Raw genomic sequence first — 16213 nt, 5'->3', positions numbered from 1 at the left:
CGGGATGTTTCCGGGGCGGCCGCGGGCTGTCGGTGGGGCACCCTAGACTCGGAGAGCGATGAGCAGCCTCTTTGACGACAGCTTCCTGGCGGACCTCCAGGCCCCGCGGGCCCACGAGGAGCCCCCGCCGCCCGAGGACGAGCACGCTCCGGAGCCGATCCCGGACGATCTGTTCGGCGGGAAGTTCGACGACGTGCCCCCGGACCGGGACGCCTACTACCGCGACGGCGCCCCGCGCCCCGCCGTGGACGCCGCCGCGCTCCTGGAGGGGCTGAACGACAACCAGCGCGCCGCCGTCGTCCACTCCGGCTCCCCCCTGCTCATCGTGGCCGGTGCCGGCTCCGGCAAGACCCGCGTCCTCACCCACCGCATCGCCCACCTCCTCGGCGAGCGCGGGGTGCACCCGGGGCAGATCCTCGCGATCACCTTCACCAACAAGGCCGCGGGCGAGATGAAGGAGCGCGTGGAGCAGCTCGTCGGCCCGCGCGCGAACGCGATGTGGGTGATGACCTTCCACAGCGCGTGCGTGCGCATCCTGCGCCGGGAGTCCAAGAGGCTCGGCTTCACCTCGTCGTTCTCGATCTACGACGCGGCCGACAGCAAGCGCCTGATGTCCCTGGTCTGCCGCGACCTGGACCTCGACCCCAAGCGCTTCCCGCCCAAGTCCTTCAGCGCCAGGATCAGCAACCTCAAGAACGAGCTGATCGACGAGGAGGACTTCGCCGCCCAGGCCGCCGACGGCTTCGAGAAGACCCTCGCCCAGGCGTACGCGCTGTACCAGTCACGCCTGCGCGAGGCGAACGCCCTCGACTTCGACGACCTGATCATGACGACGGTCAACCTGCTCCGCGCCTTCCCGGACGTCGCCGAGCACTACCGCCGCCGCTTCCGGCACGTCCTGGTCGACGAGTACCAGGACACCAACCACGCCCAGTACGCCCTCGTCCGCGAGCTCGTCGGCACCGGCGCGCACGACGAGGACGTGCCGCCCGGCGGGGGCGAGCCGCCGCCCGCCGAGCTGTGCGTGGTGGGCGACGCCGACCAGTCGATCTACGCCTTCCGCGGCGCGACCATCCGCAACATCCTCCAGTTCGAGGAGGACTACCCGGACGCGACGACGATCCTGCTGGAGCAGAACTACCGCTCCACGCAGACGATCCTCTCCGCGGCCAACGCGGTCATCGAGCGCAACGAGTCCCGCCGCCCCAAGAACCTGTGGACCAACGCGGGCGCGGGCGCGCGCATCACCGGCTACGTCGCCGACACCGAGCACGACGAGGCCCAGTTCGTCGCCGACGAGATAGACCGCCTCACGGACGCGGGCGAGGCCAAGGCCGGTGACGTCGCCGTGTTCTACCGCACCAACGCCCAGTCCCGTGTCTTCGAGGAGATCTTCATCCGCGTCGGCCTGCCCTACAAGGTCGTCGGCGGCGTCCGCTTCTACGAGCGCAAGGAGGTCCGGGACGTCCTGGCCTACCTGCGCGTGCTGGCCAACCCGGAGGACTCGGTGCCGCTGCGCCGGATCCTCAACGTGCCCAAGCGCGGCATCGGCGACCGCGCCGAAGCGATGATCGACGCCCTCTCCCAGCGCGAGAAGATCAGCTTCCCGCAGGCGCTCAAGCGGGTCGACGAGGCCTACGGCATGGCCGCGCGGTCCACGAACGCCGTGAAGCGGTTCAACACGCTGATGGAGGACCTCCGTACGATCGTCGAGTCCGGCGCCGGACCGGCGACGATCGTGGAGGCCGTGCTGGAACGCACCGGCTACCTCGCCGAGTTGCAGGCCTCCACCGACCCGCAGGACGAGACCCGGATCGAGAACCTCCAGGAACTCGCCGCCGTCGCCCTGGAGTTCGAGCAGCAGCGCGGCGGGGGCGAGGAAGCGGGCACACTGGCCGACTTCCTGGAGCAGGTCGCCCTGGTCGCCGACTCCGACCAGATCCCCGACGAGGAGGACGGCGACGGCGTCATCACGCTGATGACCCTGCACACCGCCAAGGGCCTGGAGTTCCCGGTCGTCTTCCTCACCGGCATGGAGGACGGCGTCTTCCCGCACCTGCGCGCCCTCGGCCAGACCAAGGAGCTGGAGGAGGAGCGGCGCCTGGCGTACGTCGGCATCACCCGCGCGCGGGAGCGGCTGTACCTCACCCGGTCCGTGATGCGCAGCGCCTGGGGCCAGCCGCAGTACAACCCCCCGTCCCGGTTCCTGGAGGAGATCCCCGCCGCGCACGTGGACTGGAAGCGTACGGGTGGCTCCGCGGCCCCCGCGGGCCCGGTCTCGGGCGTCGCGGCCTCGCTGTCCTCGTCCCGCTCGCGCTCCTCGGCGTCCGGCGCGTCCGGGTTCGCCACGCGGCGGACGTCCGAGCAGCCGGTGGCCGCGCTGGCGGTGGGGGACCGGGTGACGCACGACCAGTTCGGCCTCGGCACGGTCGTCGCGGTGAAGGGCGCCGGTGCCAACGCCGAGGCGACCATCGACTTCGGGGACGCCAAGCCGAAGCGGTTGCTGCTGCGGTACGCGCCGGTGGAGAAGCTCTAGAGGTACGGTCCGGGGCCGGGGACCTCCGCAAGGGGGCCCGGCCCCGGCTCACCCGGGCGGGCCGAGCCGCGTCCTACGTCGGGTCCAGCCCGTGGCTGCGCAGCCAGGCCAGCGGGTCGACCGCCGCGCCGCCGCCGGGGCGCACCTCGAAGTGCAGGTGCGGGCCGGTGGAGTTGCCCGAGTCGCCGGAGTAGGCGATCGGGTCGCCGGCCTTGACGGTCGTACCGGAGGCGACCTGGTAGCTGGAGAGGTGGCAGTACCAGGTCTCCGTGCCGTCCATCGCCGTCACGATCATCATGTTGCCGTAGGCGCTGTTCACCTCGGTGCGGACCGTGCCGTCCGTCGCGGCCATGACCGTCGCGCCGTAGGAGACGGGGAAGTCGATGCCGGTGTGCACGGACATCCAGTTGATGCCGGCCTGGCCGTAGTAGGCGCTCAGCCCGTGCTGCGCGACCGGCAGCGCGAACTTCGGGCGCAGCCGCTCCTTGCGCGCCGCCTCCTCCGCCGCCCGCTTCCGCTCGGCCTCCTGCTGCGCCTTGAGGTCGATGCGCTCCTGGGTGCGGCTGACCCGGTCGCCGAAGTCGTCCGCCTCGGCGGTGAGGCTCTCCAGCTGGGTGTCCAGCTGGTTGTTGGCGGCGGACGGTTGCACCGCCGGCGCGTCGGCGGCGGCCGCGGAGGCGTCCTGCTCGTCACCGGTGAAGGTGCCGACGGAGGCGGCGGCGATACCCGCCACGCCCATCACACACGCCGAGGGCACGGCGACGGTCAGCAGCGCGGACCGCTTGGCGGGCGTACGGCGACGGGAGCGGGAACCGCTGCGGCCGGCCGCCCGGCCGGCGGGGGCGGGCGTGACCTCCTCCTGGTCGTCGAGGAGGAAGGGGGCCTCGGCCGGCGTCTCGCCGGTGTTCTCCGGCGTGTCCTCGCCGTCGGCGGGGTCGATCTGTTCGAAGGTCGCGGTCGCCTGCTGGTCGAACGGCTCGGCGTGCGGAGCGAAGTCACCGCCGTGCCGCGCGAATTCGCCGGTGTGCGGGTCGAACTCGCCGGTGTGCGCTTCGCGTTCCCCGCTGTGCTGGTCGAACGGCCCCGCCTGCTGCGGGAAGTGCTCGGCCTGCTGGTCGTACGCGCCGGTGGTCCGGCCGGTGCCCCGGGCGCCGTCGGAGTTCCACTGCGTGGCGTCGTACGCGCCGGTGTCGAAGGCCTGCGTGCCCCATTCCCACTGCTGGGTCTGGTCGGCCGGGCCGCCCTGCTCGGGCTGGACCCACGCGCTCGCGTCCCACTGGCCGCCGGCGTCCACCGCTCCGGCCTGCGGAGGGATGAGCGGAAGCTGCTGGTGACCCGTGGTCCAGGTGGTCGTGTCGTAGGCGCCGGTGTCGTAGGCGGCGTGGTGGTGCGCGGCGTACCCGTCGTAGGCGACGGTCTGGTGGCTGCCGGTGGACCACTGGGTGGCGTCGTACGCGCCGGTGCCGTGCCCGTTGCCCGCGAGGTCGCCGAAGAGGGGGTCGGCCTCGAAGGTCGTGGTGGCGGTGGGAGCGTTCGGGGCGGTCACCGTGGCGTGGCCGCCGGTGTCGAATCCAGTGGCGGGGTACCCGGCGTATGTGGTGAGGTCGCCGTACTGGGCTTCCTGGGTGCCGTACGACGCGTAGGGCGCCGAGTCGGCTTCGGAAGCCGATGCCGGGGTGGTCATGGTCCCCGACGGGTGACGGTCGTTCACCAACTTCTCTTTCGCCTCGACAACAGGGGCTGGCAGAGCAGTGCGGCGACTGTACCCGGCGGTACGCGGGCACGACAATCTTCTGCTGGTTTCGCGTGCGCAGGAAACGGGCATTCGGCCGTGTTTTGGGGGACTGCGGGCACGGGTTTGGGTTTGTGTTCGAGGATTGTTCGACATCACGGGCCGTGCCGGGGCGAGGGGCCGGCCGCGTGGTCCTGACGCGGGCGAGTGGCCGTCAGGTGACCGGCCGGGGCTGGCGGGTGGCCGGCAGGTAACCGAGTGGTGGCCCACGGGAATTGCTCAGGCCACGGTGAGGCCGCCGTCGTGCGCGCCGGGCCGCGGGTCCTCCGCGGGGCCGGCGTACGTGCCTTCCAGGGCCTGGCGTACGCCCGTGGCGACCGCCGGATGCACCGGCAGGGCGAGGTGGCCGATCCCGCTCACCCGGACGTTCTGTGCCAGCAGGTCGGCATGGTCCAGACAGGCCGTCTCCAGCGGGTCCATCAGGTGGTCGAGGTCGCTCCAGAAGCTCACGAACCGCGTACGGCAGCCGGGCGCGGGCAGCGCCAGCTCCTCGATGACGGCGGAGCCGGGGCGCATCTGGCGCACGATGGGGTGCGCGTTGGCGAGCGGCGCGACACGGGTGCCGGAGTGGGGCGTGCCGAGCGTGACGAGCGTGCGCACGCGGTTGTCGCCGGCCAGCCGTTGCACGTAGTAGCGGGCGATCAGCCCGCCGAGGCTGTGGCCCACGATGTCGACCCGCTCGCTGTCCGAGCGCTCGCAGATCTCCTCTATGTGCCGGCCGAGCAATGTGGCGGCCGTACGGATGTCGCAGGTCAGTGGAGAGTAGTTGAGCGACACGATCTGCTGCGTGCCGTGCTGGGCGAGCGAGCGGCGCAGCAGCAGGAAGACCGAGCGGTTGTCGATGAAGCCGTGCAGCAGGACGACCGGGGGCCTGGCCTGCGCGGGGAGCTGTGCGGTCCCCTCCTGGGCGGGGATCCGGGGGGCCGGTGCGCGGCGCTCCTGGATGATGCCGGAGGGGTAGAGGATCAGGTGGCCGGCCAGGATCGCGATCTCCAGGGCGGTGGCCTTCAGCAGGGCCAGAGAGAGTCCCGCGAGGGTGCCCGGGATCGGCAGCAGCTGGCGGGGGAACGGGGGAAAGGGCAGCAGTGCCCTGGTGACCTGCGTGACCTTCATGGCCGACGACCTCCCGTCGGCACACGGTGGACGGCTCTGTCCTCCCGTGTGCGCCCGTGGGTGTCGCGCTGGAGGGTCGACGGGGCGCGAAGGGCGGGATGGGATGGGCTGGGTGGTGAGGGGGCGGCGCCCGGATGGTGCCTGGTGGCCGGATTGCCTGGTGCCTGGGGTGCAGGTCCGCTGTGCCGCTTGTCTGTGCTGTGCCGCCTGTGTGCTGTTGTTGCCGACCCGTGAGCCTCGTGGGCCTGGTGAGGCTGGTGTGGTGCCGGTGATGGAACGCGTCTCTCTGCGCTACAAGCTGTCGGTGCCCTTCGTGCCGGCGTCGACGCGCCTCACCGTCCGCGGCGCGCGGCTCGCGGCGCGGGGGTGGGGCGGCCTCGTCGCGGCTCCCGTTGCGCGGGTTCCTCGGAACGTCGCGCGTCGAATGTGTCCCACTATGTGATTTCCCCCTCGGTCCTCGTCGTAAAACTGCCGGGCGCGGGCCGCTGACGATAACGTTCGTTCACTTCCCCGGGGGTTGCGGCCCGGCGCATGGGCGGCGGTCCCGGCCGCGGGTGGCGTGCCGCGCGTCCGGGCATGAGGGAACTGTGCGGTACTTGTCGGTACGGATGGACGTAGTCGCTTCATGGAGGCAGTGATGGGTGTGGCAGCCGGTCCGATCCGCGTGGTGGTGGCCAAGCCTGGGCTCGACGGCCACGATCGCGGGGCCAAGGTGATCGCACGGGCGCTGCGGGACGCCGGTATGGAGGTCATCTACACCGGGCTCCACCAGACGCCCGAGCAGATCGTGGACACCGCGATCCAGGAGGACGCCGACGCCGTCGGGCTGTCGATCCTGTCCGGGGCGCACAACACGCTCTTCGCCGCCGTGATCGACCTGCTCAGGGAGCGCGAGGCCGAGGACATCCTGGTCTTCGGCGGCGGCATCATCCCCGAGGGGGACATCGCCCCGCTGAAGGAGAAGGGTGTCGCCGAGATCTTCACGCCCGGGGCGACGACCGCGTCGATCGTGGACTGGGTGCGCGCGAACGTACGGCAGCCGGCGGGGGCCTGAGCCTCACCTGCGTCTGCGACCGCGCCGGTGCGGCGGGGCGGGTGCCGGGTCGCGCTCTTCTCAAGGGCTCAGCTCCTCGGCCATCGACGCCCGCAGGCGCAGGGTCGTGACCAGGCGCTGGAAGGCCTCGGCCCAGTAGCCGCCCGCTCCCGGTGACGCGTTCTCCGGTTCCTCGGGTACCGCGAGGAGGCCGTCGAGCCGGTTGGCCTCCAACGGGTCGAGGCAGCGTTCGGCCAGGCCCATCACTCCGCTGAAGCTCCACGGGTAACTTCCCGCGTCCCGGGCGATGTTGAGCGCGTCGACGACCGCCCGCCCCAGAGGCCCGGACCACGGCACCGCACAGACCCCCAGCAGCTGGAACGCCTCGGACAGGCCGTGCGCGGCGATGAACCCCGCGACCCACTCGGCCCGCTCCTCGCCGCCCAGGGTGTCCAGCAGCTTGGCCCGCTCCGCCAGCGACACCGCCCCGGGGCCGCCCGCCTCCGGTGCCGAGGGCGAGCCCAGCAGGGCGCGGGCCCAGTCGGCGTCCCGCTGTCTGACCGCCGCCCGGCACCACGCCGCGTGCAGCTCGGCCTGCCAGTCGTCGGCCACCGGGAGCGCCACGACCTCCCGGGGCGTACGGCCGCCCAGCCGGGCCTGCCAGGCCGTGAGGGGCGTCGCCTCCACCAGCTGGCCCAGCCACCACGACCGTTCGCCCCGTCCGGCCGGGGCCTTGGCCAGCACGCCGTCCCGCTCCATGCTCGCGTCGCATTCGTGCGGTGCCTCGACGGTGATCACCGGGGCGTCCCGGGTGTGGTCCACGGCCACGCACGCTCCGGCCCGTACCGCCATCCGCGCGGCCAGCGCCGAGCCGGGCAGTGCCGAGAGCAGCTCGGCCGCGGTGGCCCGTACGTTGCGGCTCCGGTCGGCCAGGGCCCGTTCCAGGAACGGCTCGTCCTCGCCGGTGAGCCGCGTGCGGAGGGAGTCGAGGAACATCAGGCGGTCCTCGGCCCGCTCCGTCGACCAGGTCGACGCGAGCAGCTCCCGCGCGCGGGTGGGCTCCTGGGCACGGAGGGCGGTCAGGAGCGCCACCCGTTCGGCGAACAGGCCCTCCTCCCAGAGCCGCCGCACCTGTTCCGTGTCGTCCGCATGCGGCAGCGCGGTGCCCCCGCCCGGAGCCGCGCGCAGGGCGAAGCGCCAGTCCGGGTTGAGGCGGGCCAGCCACAGAGCGCGCGGGCCGGCGAAGGTCAGGGCGGCGGGACGCAGGTCCGTACGGCCGCGGGCCGCGTCCAGGAGGACGGGCAGTGTTTCCGGGGGCGCCGCGTAGTGGTGGCTGTTGGCCAGCGCGAGCCACTGGGGCAGCAGCTCCATCAGGTCCGGTGCCGTGCCTCTGCGGCCGCCGCCGGACGCGCCGGGCCGGTCGGCCAGCAGCAGGGCGAGCCGGCGGGCCGCGGCGGCGGGGAGGGGCGGGCGGGGGTCCTCGGGGGCCGGGTCCGGGCGGGCCGCGGCGCGGGCCGGGCGCAGGCCCGCCCGGCGCCGTACGGTCTCCGCGGCCGCGGCGTCCAGCAGGGCCGCCGGTGCCTCCCGGCCCGGAGCGGGGAGCGAGACGGGCGGCGGGCGCCGGTCCGTGCCGAGCAGGGCGGTGGTGACCAGGTCCTCCCAGGCGGTGGCGCCCGCGTGACCGTGGCCGGTGGGGCCGCCCGGCGCGGGCGGGTCCACCGGGGTTGCGGTCCTGTTCACGAGAGTCCTTTCGGTGTCACGACGAGGGTCAGGAGCCCTACGAGGGCGGGTGGCCGGCGGCTGATGACCGGAGGGCCGTGCGGGGCGGGCGGCGGTGGGTCTCGCGACGGTGAGACGTACGCCGGCGCGCGGCGGGATCAGCACAAGGAGACCGCCGTGCGCGCTCCCCGCGGCCAGGCCGTCAGGGGGGTGAAGCCCTGGTGGCCGCACTCGCCGAAGACCTTGACGGGGGCGCCGCCCGAGAGGGCGACGAGGCGCCAGAGGCCGGGGCGGGAGCGGGCGGCCGGGGTGAGCGGCAGCGCCGCGTCCTCGTCGGCGTCGGCCAGCTGCCACGAGGCGCCGTCCGGGGTCGGTACGACCCGGTCCAGGGTCACCGGGACCGCGTCGAGCCACGGGTCGGCGCGCAGCGCCTCGCCGTAACGGGCGACGGCGAGGGTCGTCGACATGCCCGGGGGCTGGACCGGCGTCGGGGCGGGCGGCGCGAACTGCTCGCCGATCGCCGCTCGCGCCTGGCCCTCACCCGGATAGGCGGACACCTCCGCGTCCAGGGTCAGTCCGACCGGCAGGGCGAGCTCCGGAGCCCGGCCGGCCGCGCCGTAGGAGAGGAGGAGCGCGGTGCGGTCGGAGTCCGTGCCGTACAGCCACGTCCGGCGGGTGGTCAGGCGCGCGTCCGCCGTGTCGTACTGGGCGAGGACCAGCCAGCGGTCGCGCACCGGCGGGCCGTCCGCCGCGGCGGGCAGCCCGACCCGGGAACGGACCGTGGCCGCCAGGCTCTCCGGCAGCCGGTCGCGGTGCAGCCAGCCCTGGTCGAGGAGGTGAAGCAGCGCGCACTCCTCCAGCAGCCGCACCGGCCAGCCCGGTCCGGACGCCGGGATCGCCCCCAGCTCCCTGACCCGCGCGGCCAGCCCGGGTGCCTGGGCGTCGACCATGCGCGCCGCGGTCTCCTCCCACAGCCCGTACCCCGCCTGCTCGGCCGCGGCCAGGCCGCCGCGCAGCAGGTCCGCCAGGCGCTGCTCCAGCTCGGTCGCGCCCGCGCTGATCCGCTCGGCGCGGCGCTCCGCCCTGCGCCGCGCCGCCTCCGGGTCGGCGGCGGCCGGCGCACCCGCCGCTCCCGGCGTCCGCTGCTCCGCGGCGCGCTGCCGCCGGCCCGCCGTCCACTGCTCGGCCCACTCCGGCGCCTGGCCCCGCGGCACCGCGCCGTCGTCGCCGGACCAGAGCAGCAGCAGCCCCAGCGCGTGCTTGCACGGGAACTTACGGCTGGGACAACTGCACTTGTACGCCGGACCGGACGCGTCCGCGACGTCGACGACCGTCTGGTACGGCTTGCTGCCACTGCCCTTGCACAGTCCCCACAACGTCCCCTCGTCGGAAGTCCCTGTCCCGGACCACGGCCCGGCCGCTCCGAGTTTGCTGCCCGCCTTGCGTGACGCGGCGTCAGGCGCCAGTGCCAGCACCTGTTCCGCCGTCCAGCGCACCCCCTGCTGAGTCATGCCATCGAAGGTAGATCCCCCCACTGACAATCGGCCTGGCGAACGCGTTTTCGCAGGTCAGGATGGATTGTCAGTGGGGTGGTGCACCGTGGTGACCAGATCCGAACCGGCCGAGCTGGAGGGGGACTCAGCCATGTCTGTGTCCGTGGAACCGACGTCCGTCGAGCAGACCGAGAACACGTCCGCGCACGAAGCGGAGGCGCTGCGGCCGCACGCCGAGGACGCCTTCGCGGACGAACTCGCCGCGCTGGCCGTGCAGGACGACCGGCCGCGCCCGGCCCGCTGGAAGCTCTCGCCCTGGGCGGTCGCCACCTACCTGCTGGGCGGCACCCTGCCCGACGGCACCGTGATCACACCGAAGTACGTGGGACCGCGCCGCATCGTCGAGGTGGCCGTCACCACGCTCGCCACCGACCGCGCCCTGCTCCTGCTCGGCGTGCCCGGCACGGCCAAGACGTGGGTGTCGGAGCACCTGGCCGCGGCGGTCAGCGGCGACTCGACGCTGCTCGTGCAGGGCACCGCCGGCACGCCGGAGGAGGCGATCCGCTACGGCTGGAACTACGCGCAGCTGCTCGCCCACGGCCCGAGCCGGGACGCACTGGTGCCCAGCCCGGTCATGCGGGCCATGGCGGAGGGGATGACCGCGCGGGTCGAGGAGCTGACCCGGATACCGGCGGACGTGCAGGACACGCTCATCACCATCCTGTCGGAGAAGACGCTGCCCGTACCGGAGCTGGGCCAGGAGGTGCAGGCCGTCCGCGGCTTCAACCTGATCGCCACGGCCAACGACCGCGACCGCGGGGTCAACGAGCTGTCCAGCGCGCTGCGCCGCCGGTTCAACACGGTCGTGCTGCCGTTGCCGGAGAGCGTGGAGGCGGAGGTCGACATCGTCTCGCGGCGCGTCGGCCAGCTCGGCCGCTCCCTCGACCTGCCGGCCGTGCCGGACGGCGTCGACGAGATCCGGCGGGTGGTGACGGTCTTCCGCGAACTGCGGGACGGGATCACGGCCGACGGCCGTACGAAGGTGAAGTCGCCCAGCGGCACGCTGTCCACGGCGGAGGCGATCTCCGTCGTCACCAGCGGCCTCGCCCTGGCCGCCCACTTCGGCGACGGCGTGCTGCGGCCGAGCGATGTCGCCGCGGGCATTCTCGGCGCGGTGGTCCGGGATCCGGCGGCGGACCGGGTCGTCTGGCAGGAGTACCTGGAGGCGGTCGTGCGGGAGCGGGAGGGCTGGAAGGACTTCTACCGGGCCTGCCGGGAGGTGAGCGCGTGAGCAGCGTCGGGTGGGACGCGGCGGCGAGCGCCGGCGCGGTGGACGACGACGATCTGGGATGGCCTCGGAGGCGAGGGGGACGGTGTGACGGGCGTTGAGGCCGCCGGGAGCAGCGGATGGACCGGCGGGGAGCCGCTGCTGCTCGGCGTACGGCACCACGGGCCGGGGTCGGCGCGGGCCGTGCGGGCGGCGTTGGAGGCGGCGCGGCCGCGGGTGGTGCTGATCGAGGGGCCGCCCGAGGCCGACCCGCTGATCCCGCTGGCCGGCGACCCGGAGATGCGCCCGCCGGTCGCCCTGCTCGCCCATGCCGTGGACGAGCCCGGGCGTTCGGCGTTCTGGCCGCTGGCCGAGTTCTCGCCGGAGTGGGTGGCGATGCGGTGGGCTCTGGAGCAGGGGATCCCGGCTCGCTTCATCGACCTGCCGGCCACGCACACGCTGGTGTGGCAGAGCGGGACGGGGCAGGAGCCGGCGGCGGCCGGCGAGGGCGATGGCGGTGAGGGCGATGACCGTGAGGCCGGGCCCGGCGCCGGCGCCGCCGCCGACTCCGGTGCCGCGGGGGACTCCGCAGTCGGCACCGAGGCCGAGGGGGACTCCGCAGTCGGCGCCGGAGCCGAGGACGACTCGGACGGCGGGGGCGCCGGTCCCCGGACCGACGTGCGGATCGATCCGCTCGGGGTGCTCGCCGAGGCCGCTGGATATGACGACGCCGAGCGCTGGTGGGAGGACGTCGTCGAGCACCGCGGGCCCGGCCGGGAGGACGTGTTCGCCCCGTTCGCCGTGGTCGAGGAGGCGATGGGGGCGCTGCGGGAGGTGTACGGCAGCGGCGGACACGACCGGGACCTCGTGCGGGAGGCGCACATGCGGCTCCAGATGCGCGCGGCCCAGCGCGAGTTCGGGGGCGGCGTGGCCGTGGTGTGCGGGGCGTGGCACGTGCCCGCGCTGCGGCAGAAGGCGACCGTCGCGGCGGACCGCGCGCTGCTGAAGGGGCTGCCCAAGGTCAAGACCGACATGACCTGGGTGCCGTGGACGCATCGCAGGCTGGCGCGGGCGAGCGGGTACGGCGCGGGGGTCGACTCACCGGGGTGGTACGCCCACTTGTTCGCGGCGCCGGACCGGCCGGTCGAGCGCTGGATGACCAAGGTGGCGGGGCTGCTGCGGGCCGAGGACCGGTCCGTCTCCTCGGCCCATGTCATCGAGGCGGTGCGGCTGGCCGAGACGCTCGCCGCGATGCGCGGGCGCCCGCTGGCCGGGCTCGGCGAGACGACCGACGCCGTGCGGGCGGTGATGTGCGAGGGCTCGGACGTACCGCTGGCGCTGGTGCACGACCGGCTGGTCGTGGGGGACGTGCTGGGCGAGGTGCCGCAGGCGGCGCCGGCGGTGCCCCTGCAGCGGGACCTCGCCCGGGTGCAGCGGCGGCTGCGGCTGAAGCCGGAGGCGCTGGAGCGGGAACTGGAGCTCGACCTGCGCAAGGAGACCGATGCCGGACGCAGCAGGCTGCTGCACCGGCTGCGGTTGCTGGGCGTGGCGTGGGGCGAGCCGGTGATGTCGCGCGGCAGTACCGGAACGTTCCGGGAGAGCTGGCGGCTGCGCTGGGAGCCGGAGCTGTCGGTGCGGGTCGCCGAGGCGGGGGTGTGGGGGACGACCGTGCTCGCCGCCGCGACCGCCAAGGCGGAGGCCGACGCCACGGCGGCGCAGGGCCTGGCCGAGGTCACCGCGCTGGCCGAGCACTGCCTGCTGGCCGAACTGCCCGACGCGCTCCCGGCGGTGATGCGCGTCCTCGCCGACCGGGCGGCCCTGGACGCCGACGTCGGCCACCTCGCGCAGGCGCTGCCGGCCCTGGTCCGCTCGTTGCGCTACGGCGACGTGCGCGGCACGGACACCGGAGCCCTGGCGGAGGTCGCCGCGGGCCTGGCCGAGCGGGTCTTCGTCGGTCTGCCACCCGCCTGCGCCGCGCTCGACGCGGACGCGGCCGAGGAGATGCGGCGTCATGTGGACGCGGCGCACACGGCCGTGGGACTGCTCGGCGACGGTCCGGCAGCGGACCACGGCGACCTGCGGGGCCGCTGGCACACGGTGCTGCGGGTGCTCTGCGCGCGGGACACCGTGCCCGGCGTGATCCGGGGGCGCGCGGTGCGGCTGCTGCTGGACGACGGGGAGCTGGCGCAGGACGAGGCGGCGCGGCTGATGGGGCTGGTGCTGTCGCCGGGGACGCCTCCGGCGGACGCGGCCGCGTGGATCGAGGGGTTCGCCGGCGGGGGCGGCGGCATGCTGCTGGTGCACGACGAGCGGCTGCTGGGGCTGGTCGACGGCTGGCTGACCGGGGTGCCGACGGAGGCGTTCACCGGCGTACTGCCGCTGCTGCGGCGCACCTTCTCGGCGTACGAGCCCGGGGTCCGCAGGACGCTGGGGGAGCTGGTGCGGCGGGGGCCCGGGCAGCGGGGGAGCGCGGAGGCCGCGGGGGCGGGGACACCGGGCTTCGGGCCGGGGCTCGACGCCGAGCGGGCCGATGCCGTGCTGCCGGTGGTGCGGCTGCTGCTGGGGCTGGACGGGGCGGTGGAGGCGGCCGGCGCCGAGCCGGCCGGGGTGACGTGACGAGCGTGATGCACGGGGCGTGCGGGGAGGAGGACGTATGACTGAGGAAGCCGGGGGCGTGGCCGCGCCGGACGACGCCGGGCGGGAGCGGTTGCGGCGGTGGCGGCTGGTGCTGGGGGGTGACGCGGCGGACGGCACCGGGTGTGCGCTCGGTGGGCGGGACGCGGCGATGGACGGGGCGCTGACCGCGCTCTACGGGAAGGAGGGCAAGGGGCAGTCGGGCACGGGCCGGTCGGCGGGACTGGGGGCGTCGGCGCCGTCCGTGGCCCGCTGGCTGGGGGACATCCGGACGTACTTCCCGGCGTCGGTCGTGCAGGTCATGCAGCGCGACGCCATCGACCGGCTCGGGCTGTCCGCGCTGCTGCTGGAGCCGGAGATGCTGGAGGCGGTGCAGGCCGACGTGCATCTCGTCGGCACGCTGCTGTCGCTGAACAAGGCGATGCCGGAGACGACCAAGGAGACGGCGCGGGCCGTCGTGCGCAAGGTCGTCAAGGACCTGGAGAAGCGGCTCGCCACCCGCACCAGGGCCACCCTCAGCGGGGCGCTCGACCGCAGCGCGCGGATCAGCCGGCCGCGCCACCACGACATCGACTGGAACCGCACGATCGCGGCCAACCTCAAGCACTACCTGCCGGAGTACCGGACGGTCGTCCCCGAGCGGCTGATCGGCTACGGGCGGGCGTCTCAATCGGTGAAGAAGGAGGTCATCCTCTGTATCGACCAGTCGGGATCGATGGCGGCGTCGGTGGTCTACGCGTCGGTGTTCGGGGCGGTGCTGGCGTCCATGCGGACGATATCCACGCGACTCGTCGTGTTCGACACGGCGGTCGTCGACCTCACCGAGCAGCTTGACGACCCGGTGGACGTGCTCTTCGGCACGCAACTCGGCGGCGGCACCGACATCAACCGGGTGCTGGCGTACTGCCAGTCGCAGATCACCCGGCCCGCGGAGACGGTGGTCGTGCTGATCAGCGACCTGTACGAAGGGGGGATACGCAACGAGATGCTCAAGCGGGTGGCGGCGATGAAGGCGTCGGGAGTGCAGTTCGTGACGCTGCTCGCGCTCTCGGACGAGGGGGCGCCCGCGTACGACAGGGAGCACGCGGCCGCGCTGGCGGCGCTCGGGGCGCCGGCCTTCGCCTGTACGCCGGACCTGTTCCCGGAGGTGATGGCGGCGGCGATAGAGAAGCGCCCGCTGCCGATACCGGACACCGTGTGACGACCGGGAGAGGAACAGTCGAGTCCGGTTTCAAAGGGATATGACCACCCATCGGTAACGCAGGGCTTGCGCACCCTGCGGAGTCACGTGCGAGGATCGATGCCTTGTTCCACCGCACGGTGAGGATCCTCGCCCTCTTGATCTGGTCAGCCGCACTGCCCCGGGCCGCCGCGCGCCTGTCGCGCGCGGTGGCGGGGCGGCGTCTGCTGCACCTGGTCCTGCTGGTGGGCGGGGTGTTCGTGCTCGGCGTGCTGGGCGGGGAGCGGGCGGACGCGGCCGACAGCGCACCCGGCTCCTCGAAGGCTCTGCCGCGGGTGACCGCTCCGGTCGCCGTGGCGGTGACGCCCGGTGCGGGCGCGGACGGCGAGAGCCGTTCCGCGCAGCGTCCGGCGCGGAGCGCGGGCACGGGTGGCGCGGCCGGCTCCGGCGGGTCGGTGGCACCGGCCGGCGAGCGGGCCGCGGTCGCGAGTGCCGGGCGGTCCGTGGCGGCCGGGAGTTCCGTGACCGAGCGGGCCGTGCGGCCGGTCGGGCGTGTCGTGGGGACGGGGCTGTCCCGGCTCCCCGAGCTGCCGGGTCTCGCGGAGTGGTCCGGCAGTGACCCCGGGAGCCGACCCGGCAGTCTCCCCGGCTTGCCCGCCCTGCCCACTCTCCCAGCTCTCCCGGTTCTTCCCGCTCTTCCTGCGCTGCCCGCTCTTCCCGCTCCTCCCGCTGTCCCTGCTCTGCCCGCCCCGCCCGGGCTTCCCGACGTTTCCGTTCCGGCGGTTCCCGAGTGGCCTGGGACGCCGGTGTCGCCCGGAGCTCCCGCGGTGCCCGGTGTTCCGGTGCTTCCCGAGCTTCCGGCGCGGACTCTGCCGCTGCCCGACACGGTCGCGCCCCTGCCGGGCGGGGCCGAGGGGCCGGCAGCCGGGGACGGCGGTTTCCCGGAGCGGGACCGCGCGGTGCAGGTGACCGGTGTCCACGGGCCGGGTCTCGGCGTGTCCGCCGGCGGCGGTGCGGGTGCCGTGGCGGACCGGGACGGGGCACAGCGGCAGGAGGGCGCCGTCGGCGCGCACGCGCCCGGACACCGGGCGCCGGCCGGTCATGGCGACGGGACGCTGGGCAGCCGGTCGGCGGCGGACGGTGGTACGTCGCGGCACGGTGACGCGTACGCGGTGACGGAGAGCCGGCGGCCGCCCACGCGGTTGATGCCGGGTGCGGCCGCGCGCGTCGAGGCGGACGGGACGCGGGACCGGCACCGGGACATCCCGGTCTTCCCCGGCTAGGGCAGGCCTCCCCCCCCGCAGTGGACCTGTCGCGCGGGGGCGGAACAGGTCTGCCCGACCGTCCCGGCCGTTCCCGGCCGGCGGACGGACGCCGCCGGAGTCGTCCCCCTGACCTCGCCGGTCCCCCGTGCGGGACCGCGGTCGCGGACGGTGCCGGACGGTC

10 protein-coding genes are annotated in these 16213 nt (G+C 74.4%); 6 read left to right on the top strand and 4 right to left on the bottom strand.

Annotation, left to right across the window (positions count from 1 at the left end; all coding sequences use genetic code 11):
• The first annotated feature begins 58 nt into the window (after positions 1-58).
• Positions 59-2536, top strand: coding sequence for a DNA helicase PcrA (gene pcrA, locus ACFF45_RS02105; RefSeq protein WP_381341074.1), 2478 nt, complete (start codon positions 59-61; stop codon positions 2534-2536).
• A gap of 73 nt (positions 2537-2609) precedes the next feature.
• Here the strand turns inward: pcrA and ACFF45_RS02100 are convergent, their stop codons facing one another.
• Together ACFF45_RS02100 and ACFF45_RS02095 are read right to left on the bottom strand one after the other, a co-directional pair.
• A complete protein-coding gene (locus ACFF45_RS02100; protein WP_381341071.1) occupies positions 2610-4220 on the bottom strand; it encodes a M23 family metallopeptidase in 1611 nt (536 codons plus the stop codon).
• Between the two features lie 327 nt (positions 4221-4547).
• On the bottom strand, positions 4548-5441 hold the full coding sequence (locus tag ACFF45_RS02095) for an esterase/lipase family protein (RefSeq protein WP_381341068.1): 894 nt from the start codon (positions 5439-5441) through the stop codon (positions 4548-4550).
• A gap of 637 nt (positions 5442-6078) precedes the next feature.
• Between ACFF45_RS02095 and icmB the strand changes: the two genes are divergently transcribed.
• Positions 6079-6495, top strand: coding sequence for a coenzyme B12-dependent isobutyryl CoA mutase small subunit (icmB, locus tag ACFF45_RS02090; RefSeq protein ID WP_381341065.1), 417 nt, complete (start codon positions 6079-6081; stop codon positions 6493-6495).
• A gap of 60 nt (positions 6496-6555) precedes the next feature.
• On the opposite strand, the gene ACFF45_RS02085 is transcribed toward icmB, so the two are convergent.
• Positions 6556-8214, bottom strand: a complete 1659-nt coding sequence (locus ACFF45_RS02085) for a DUF5691 domain-containing protein (protein ID WP_381341062.1) — start codon at positions 8212-8214, stop codon at positions 6556-6558.
• A gap of 137 nt (positions 8215-8351) precedes the next feature.
• Positions 8352-9704, bottom strand: coding sequence for an SWIM zinc finger family protein (locus tag ACFF45_RS02080; RefSeq protein WP_381341060.1), 1353 nt, complete (start codon positions 9702-9704; stop codon positions 8352-8354).
• Positions 9705-9837: 133 nt separating this feature from the next.
• Here ACFF45_RS02080 and ACFF45_RS02075 point away from each other — a divergent pair, with 133 nt between their 5' ends.
• The 4 genes from ACFF45_RS02075 (at position 9838) to ACFF45_RS02060 (ending at position 16050) form a co-directional block, all read left to right on the top strand.
• The gene (locus ACFF45_RS02075) at positions 9838-10977 is read left to right on the top strand and encodes an ATP-binding protein (RefSeq protein WP_381341057.1); all 1140 of its coding nucleotides are present in this window, start codon (positions 9838-9840) and stop codon (positions 10975-10977) included.
• A gap of 84 nt (positions 10978-11061) precedes the next feature.
• On the top strand, positions 11062-13569 hold the full coding sequence (locus ACFF45_RS02070; RefSeq protein ID WP_381341054.1) for a DUF5682 family protein: 2508 nt from the start codon (positions 11062-11064) through the stop codon (positions 13567-13569).
• A gap of 37 nt (positions 13570-13606) precedes the next feature.
• Entirely contained in the window at positions 13607-14788 is a 1182-nt protein-coding gene (locus ACFF45_RS02065; RefSeq protein ID WP_381341052.1) for a VWA domain-containing protein, read from the top strand.
• Between the two features lie 137 nt (positions 14789-14925).
• The gene (locus ACFF45_RS02060) at positions 14926-16050 is read left to right on the top strand and encodes a hypothetical protein (RefSeq protein WP_381341049.1); all 1125 of its coding nucleotides are present in this window, start codon (positions 14926-14928) and stop codon (positions 16048-16050) included.
• The last annotated feature ends 163 nt before the right edge of the window (positions 16051-16213 follow it).

This window comes from Streptomyces cinereospinus, assembly GCF_042430725.1.
GTDB classification, from domain to species: domain Bacteria; phylum Actinomycetota; class Actinomycetes; order Streptomycetales; family Streptomycetaceae; genus Streptomyces; species Streptomyces cinereospinus.
Note: the sequence above shows the minus strand (reverse complement) of the source record. Positions and strands in the feature narration are given on the sequence as shown.

What these genes read in the sequence shown, in the direction of transcription:
- pcrA (WP_381341074.1), top strand. Translation starts at nt 59, where the DNA reads ATGAGCAGCCTCTTTGACGACAGCTTCCTGGCGGACCTCCAGGCCCCG.
- ACFF45_RS02100 (WP_381341071.1), bottom strand. Translation starts at nt 4,220, where the DNA reads ATGACCACCCCGGCATCGGCTTCCGAAGCCGACTCGGCGCCCTACGCG.
- ACFF45_RS02095 (WP_381341068.1), bottom strand. Translation starts at nt 5,441, where the DNA reads ATGAAGGTCACGCAGGTCACCAGGGCACTGCTGCCCTTTCCCCCGTTC.
- icmB (WP_381341065.1), top strand. Translation starts at nt 6,079, where the DNA reads ATGGGTGTGGCAGCCGGTCCGATCCGCGTGGTGGTGGCCAAGCCTGGG.
- ACFF45_RS02080 (WP_381341060.1), bottom strand. Translation starts at nt 9,704, where the DNA reads ATGACTCAGCAGGGGGTGCGCTGGACGGCGGAACAGGTGCTGGCACTG.
- ACFF45_RS02075 (WP_381341057.1), top strand. Translation starts at nt 9,838, where the DNA reads ATGTCTGTGTCCGTGGAACCGACGTCCGTCGAGCAGACCGAGAACACG.
- ACFF45_RS02065 (WP_381341052.1), top strand. Translation starts at nt 13,607, where the DNA reads ATGACTGAGGAAGCCGGGGGCGTGGCCGCGCCGGACGACGCCGGGCGG.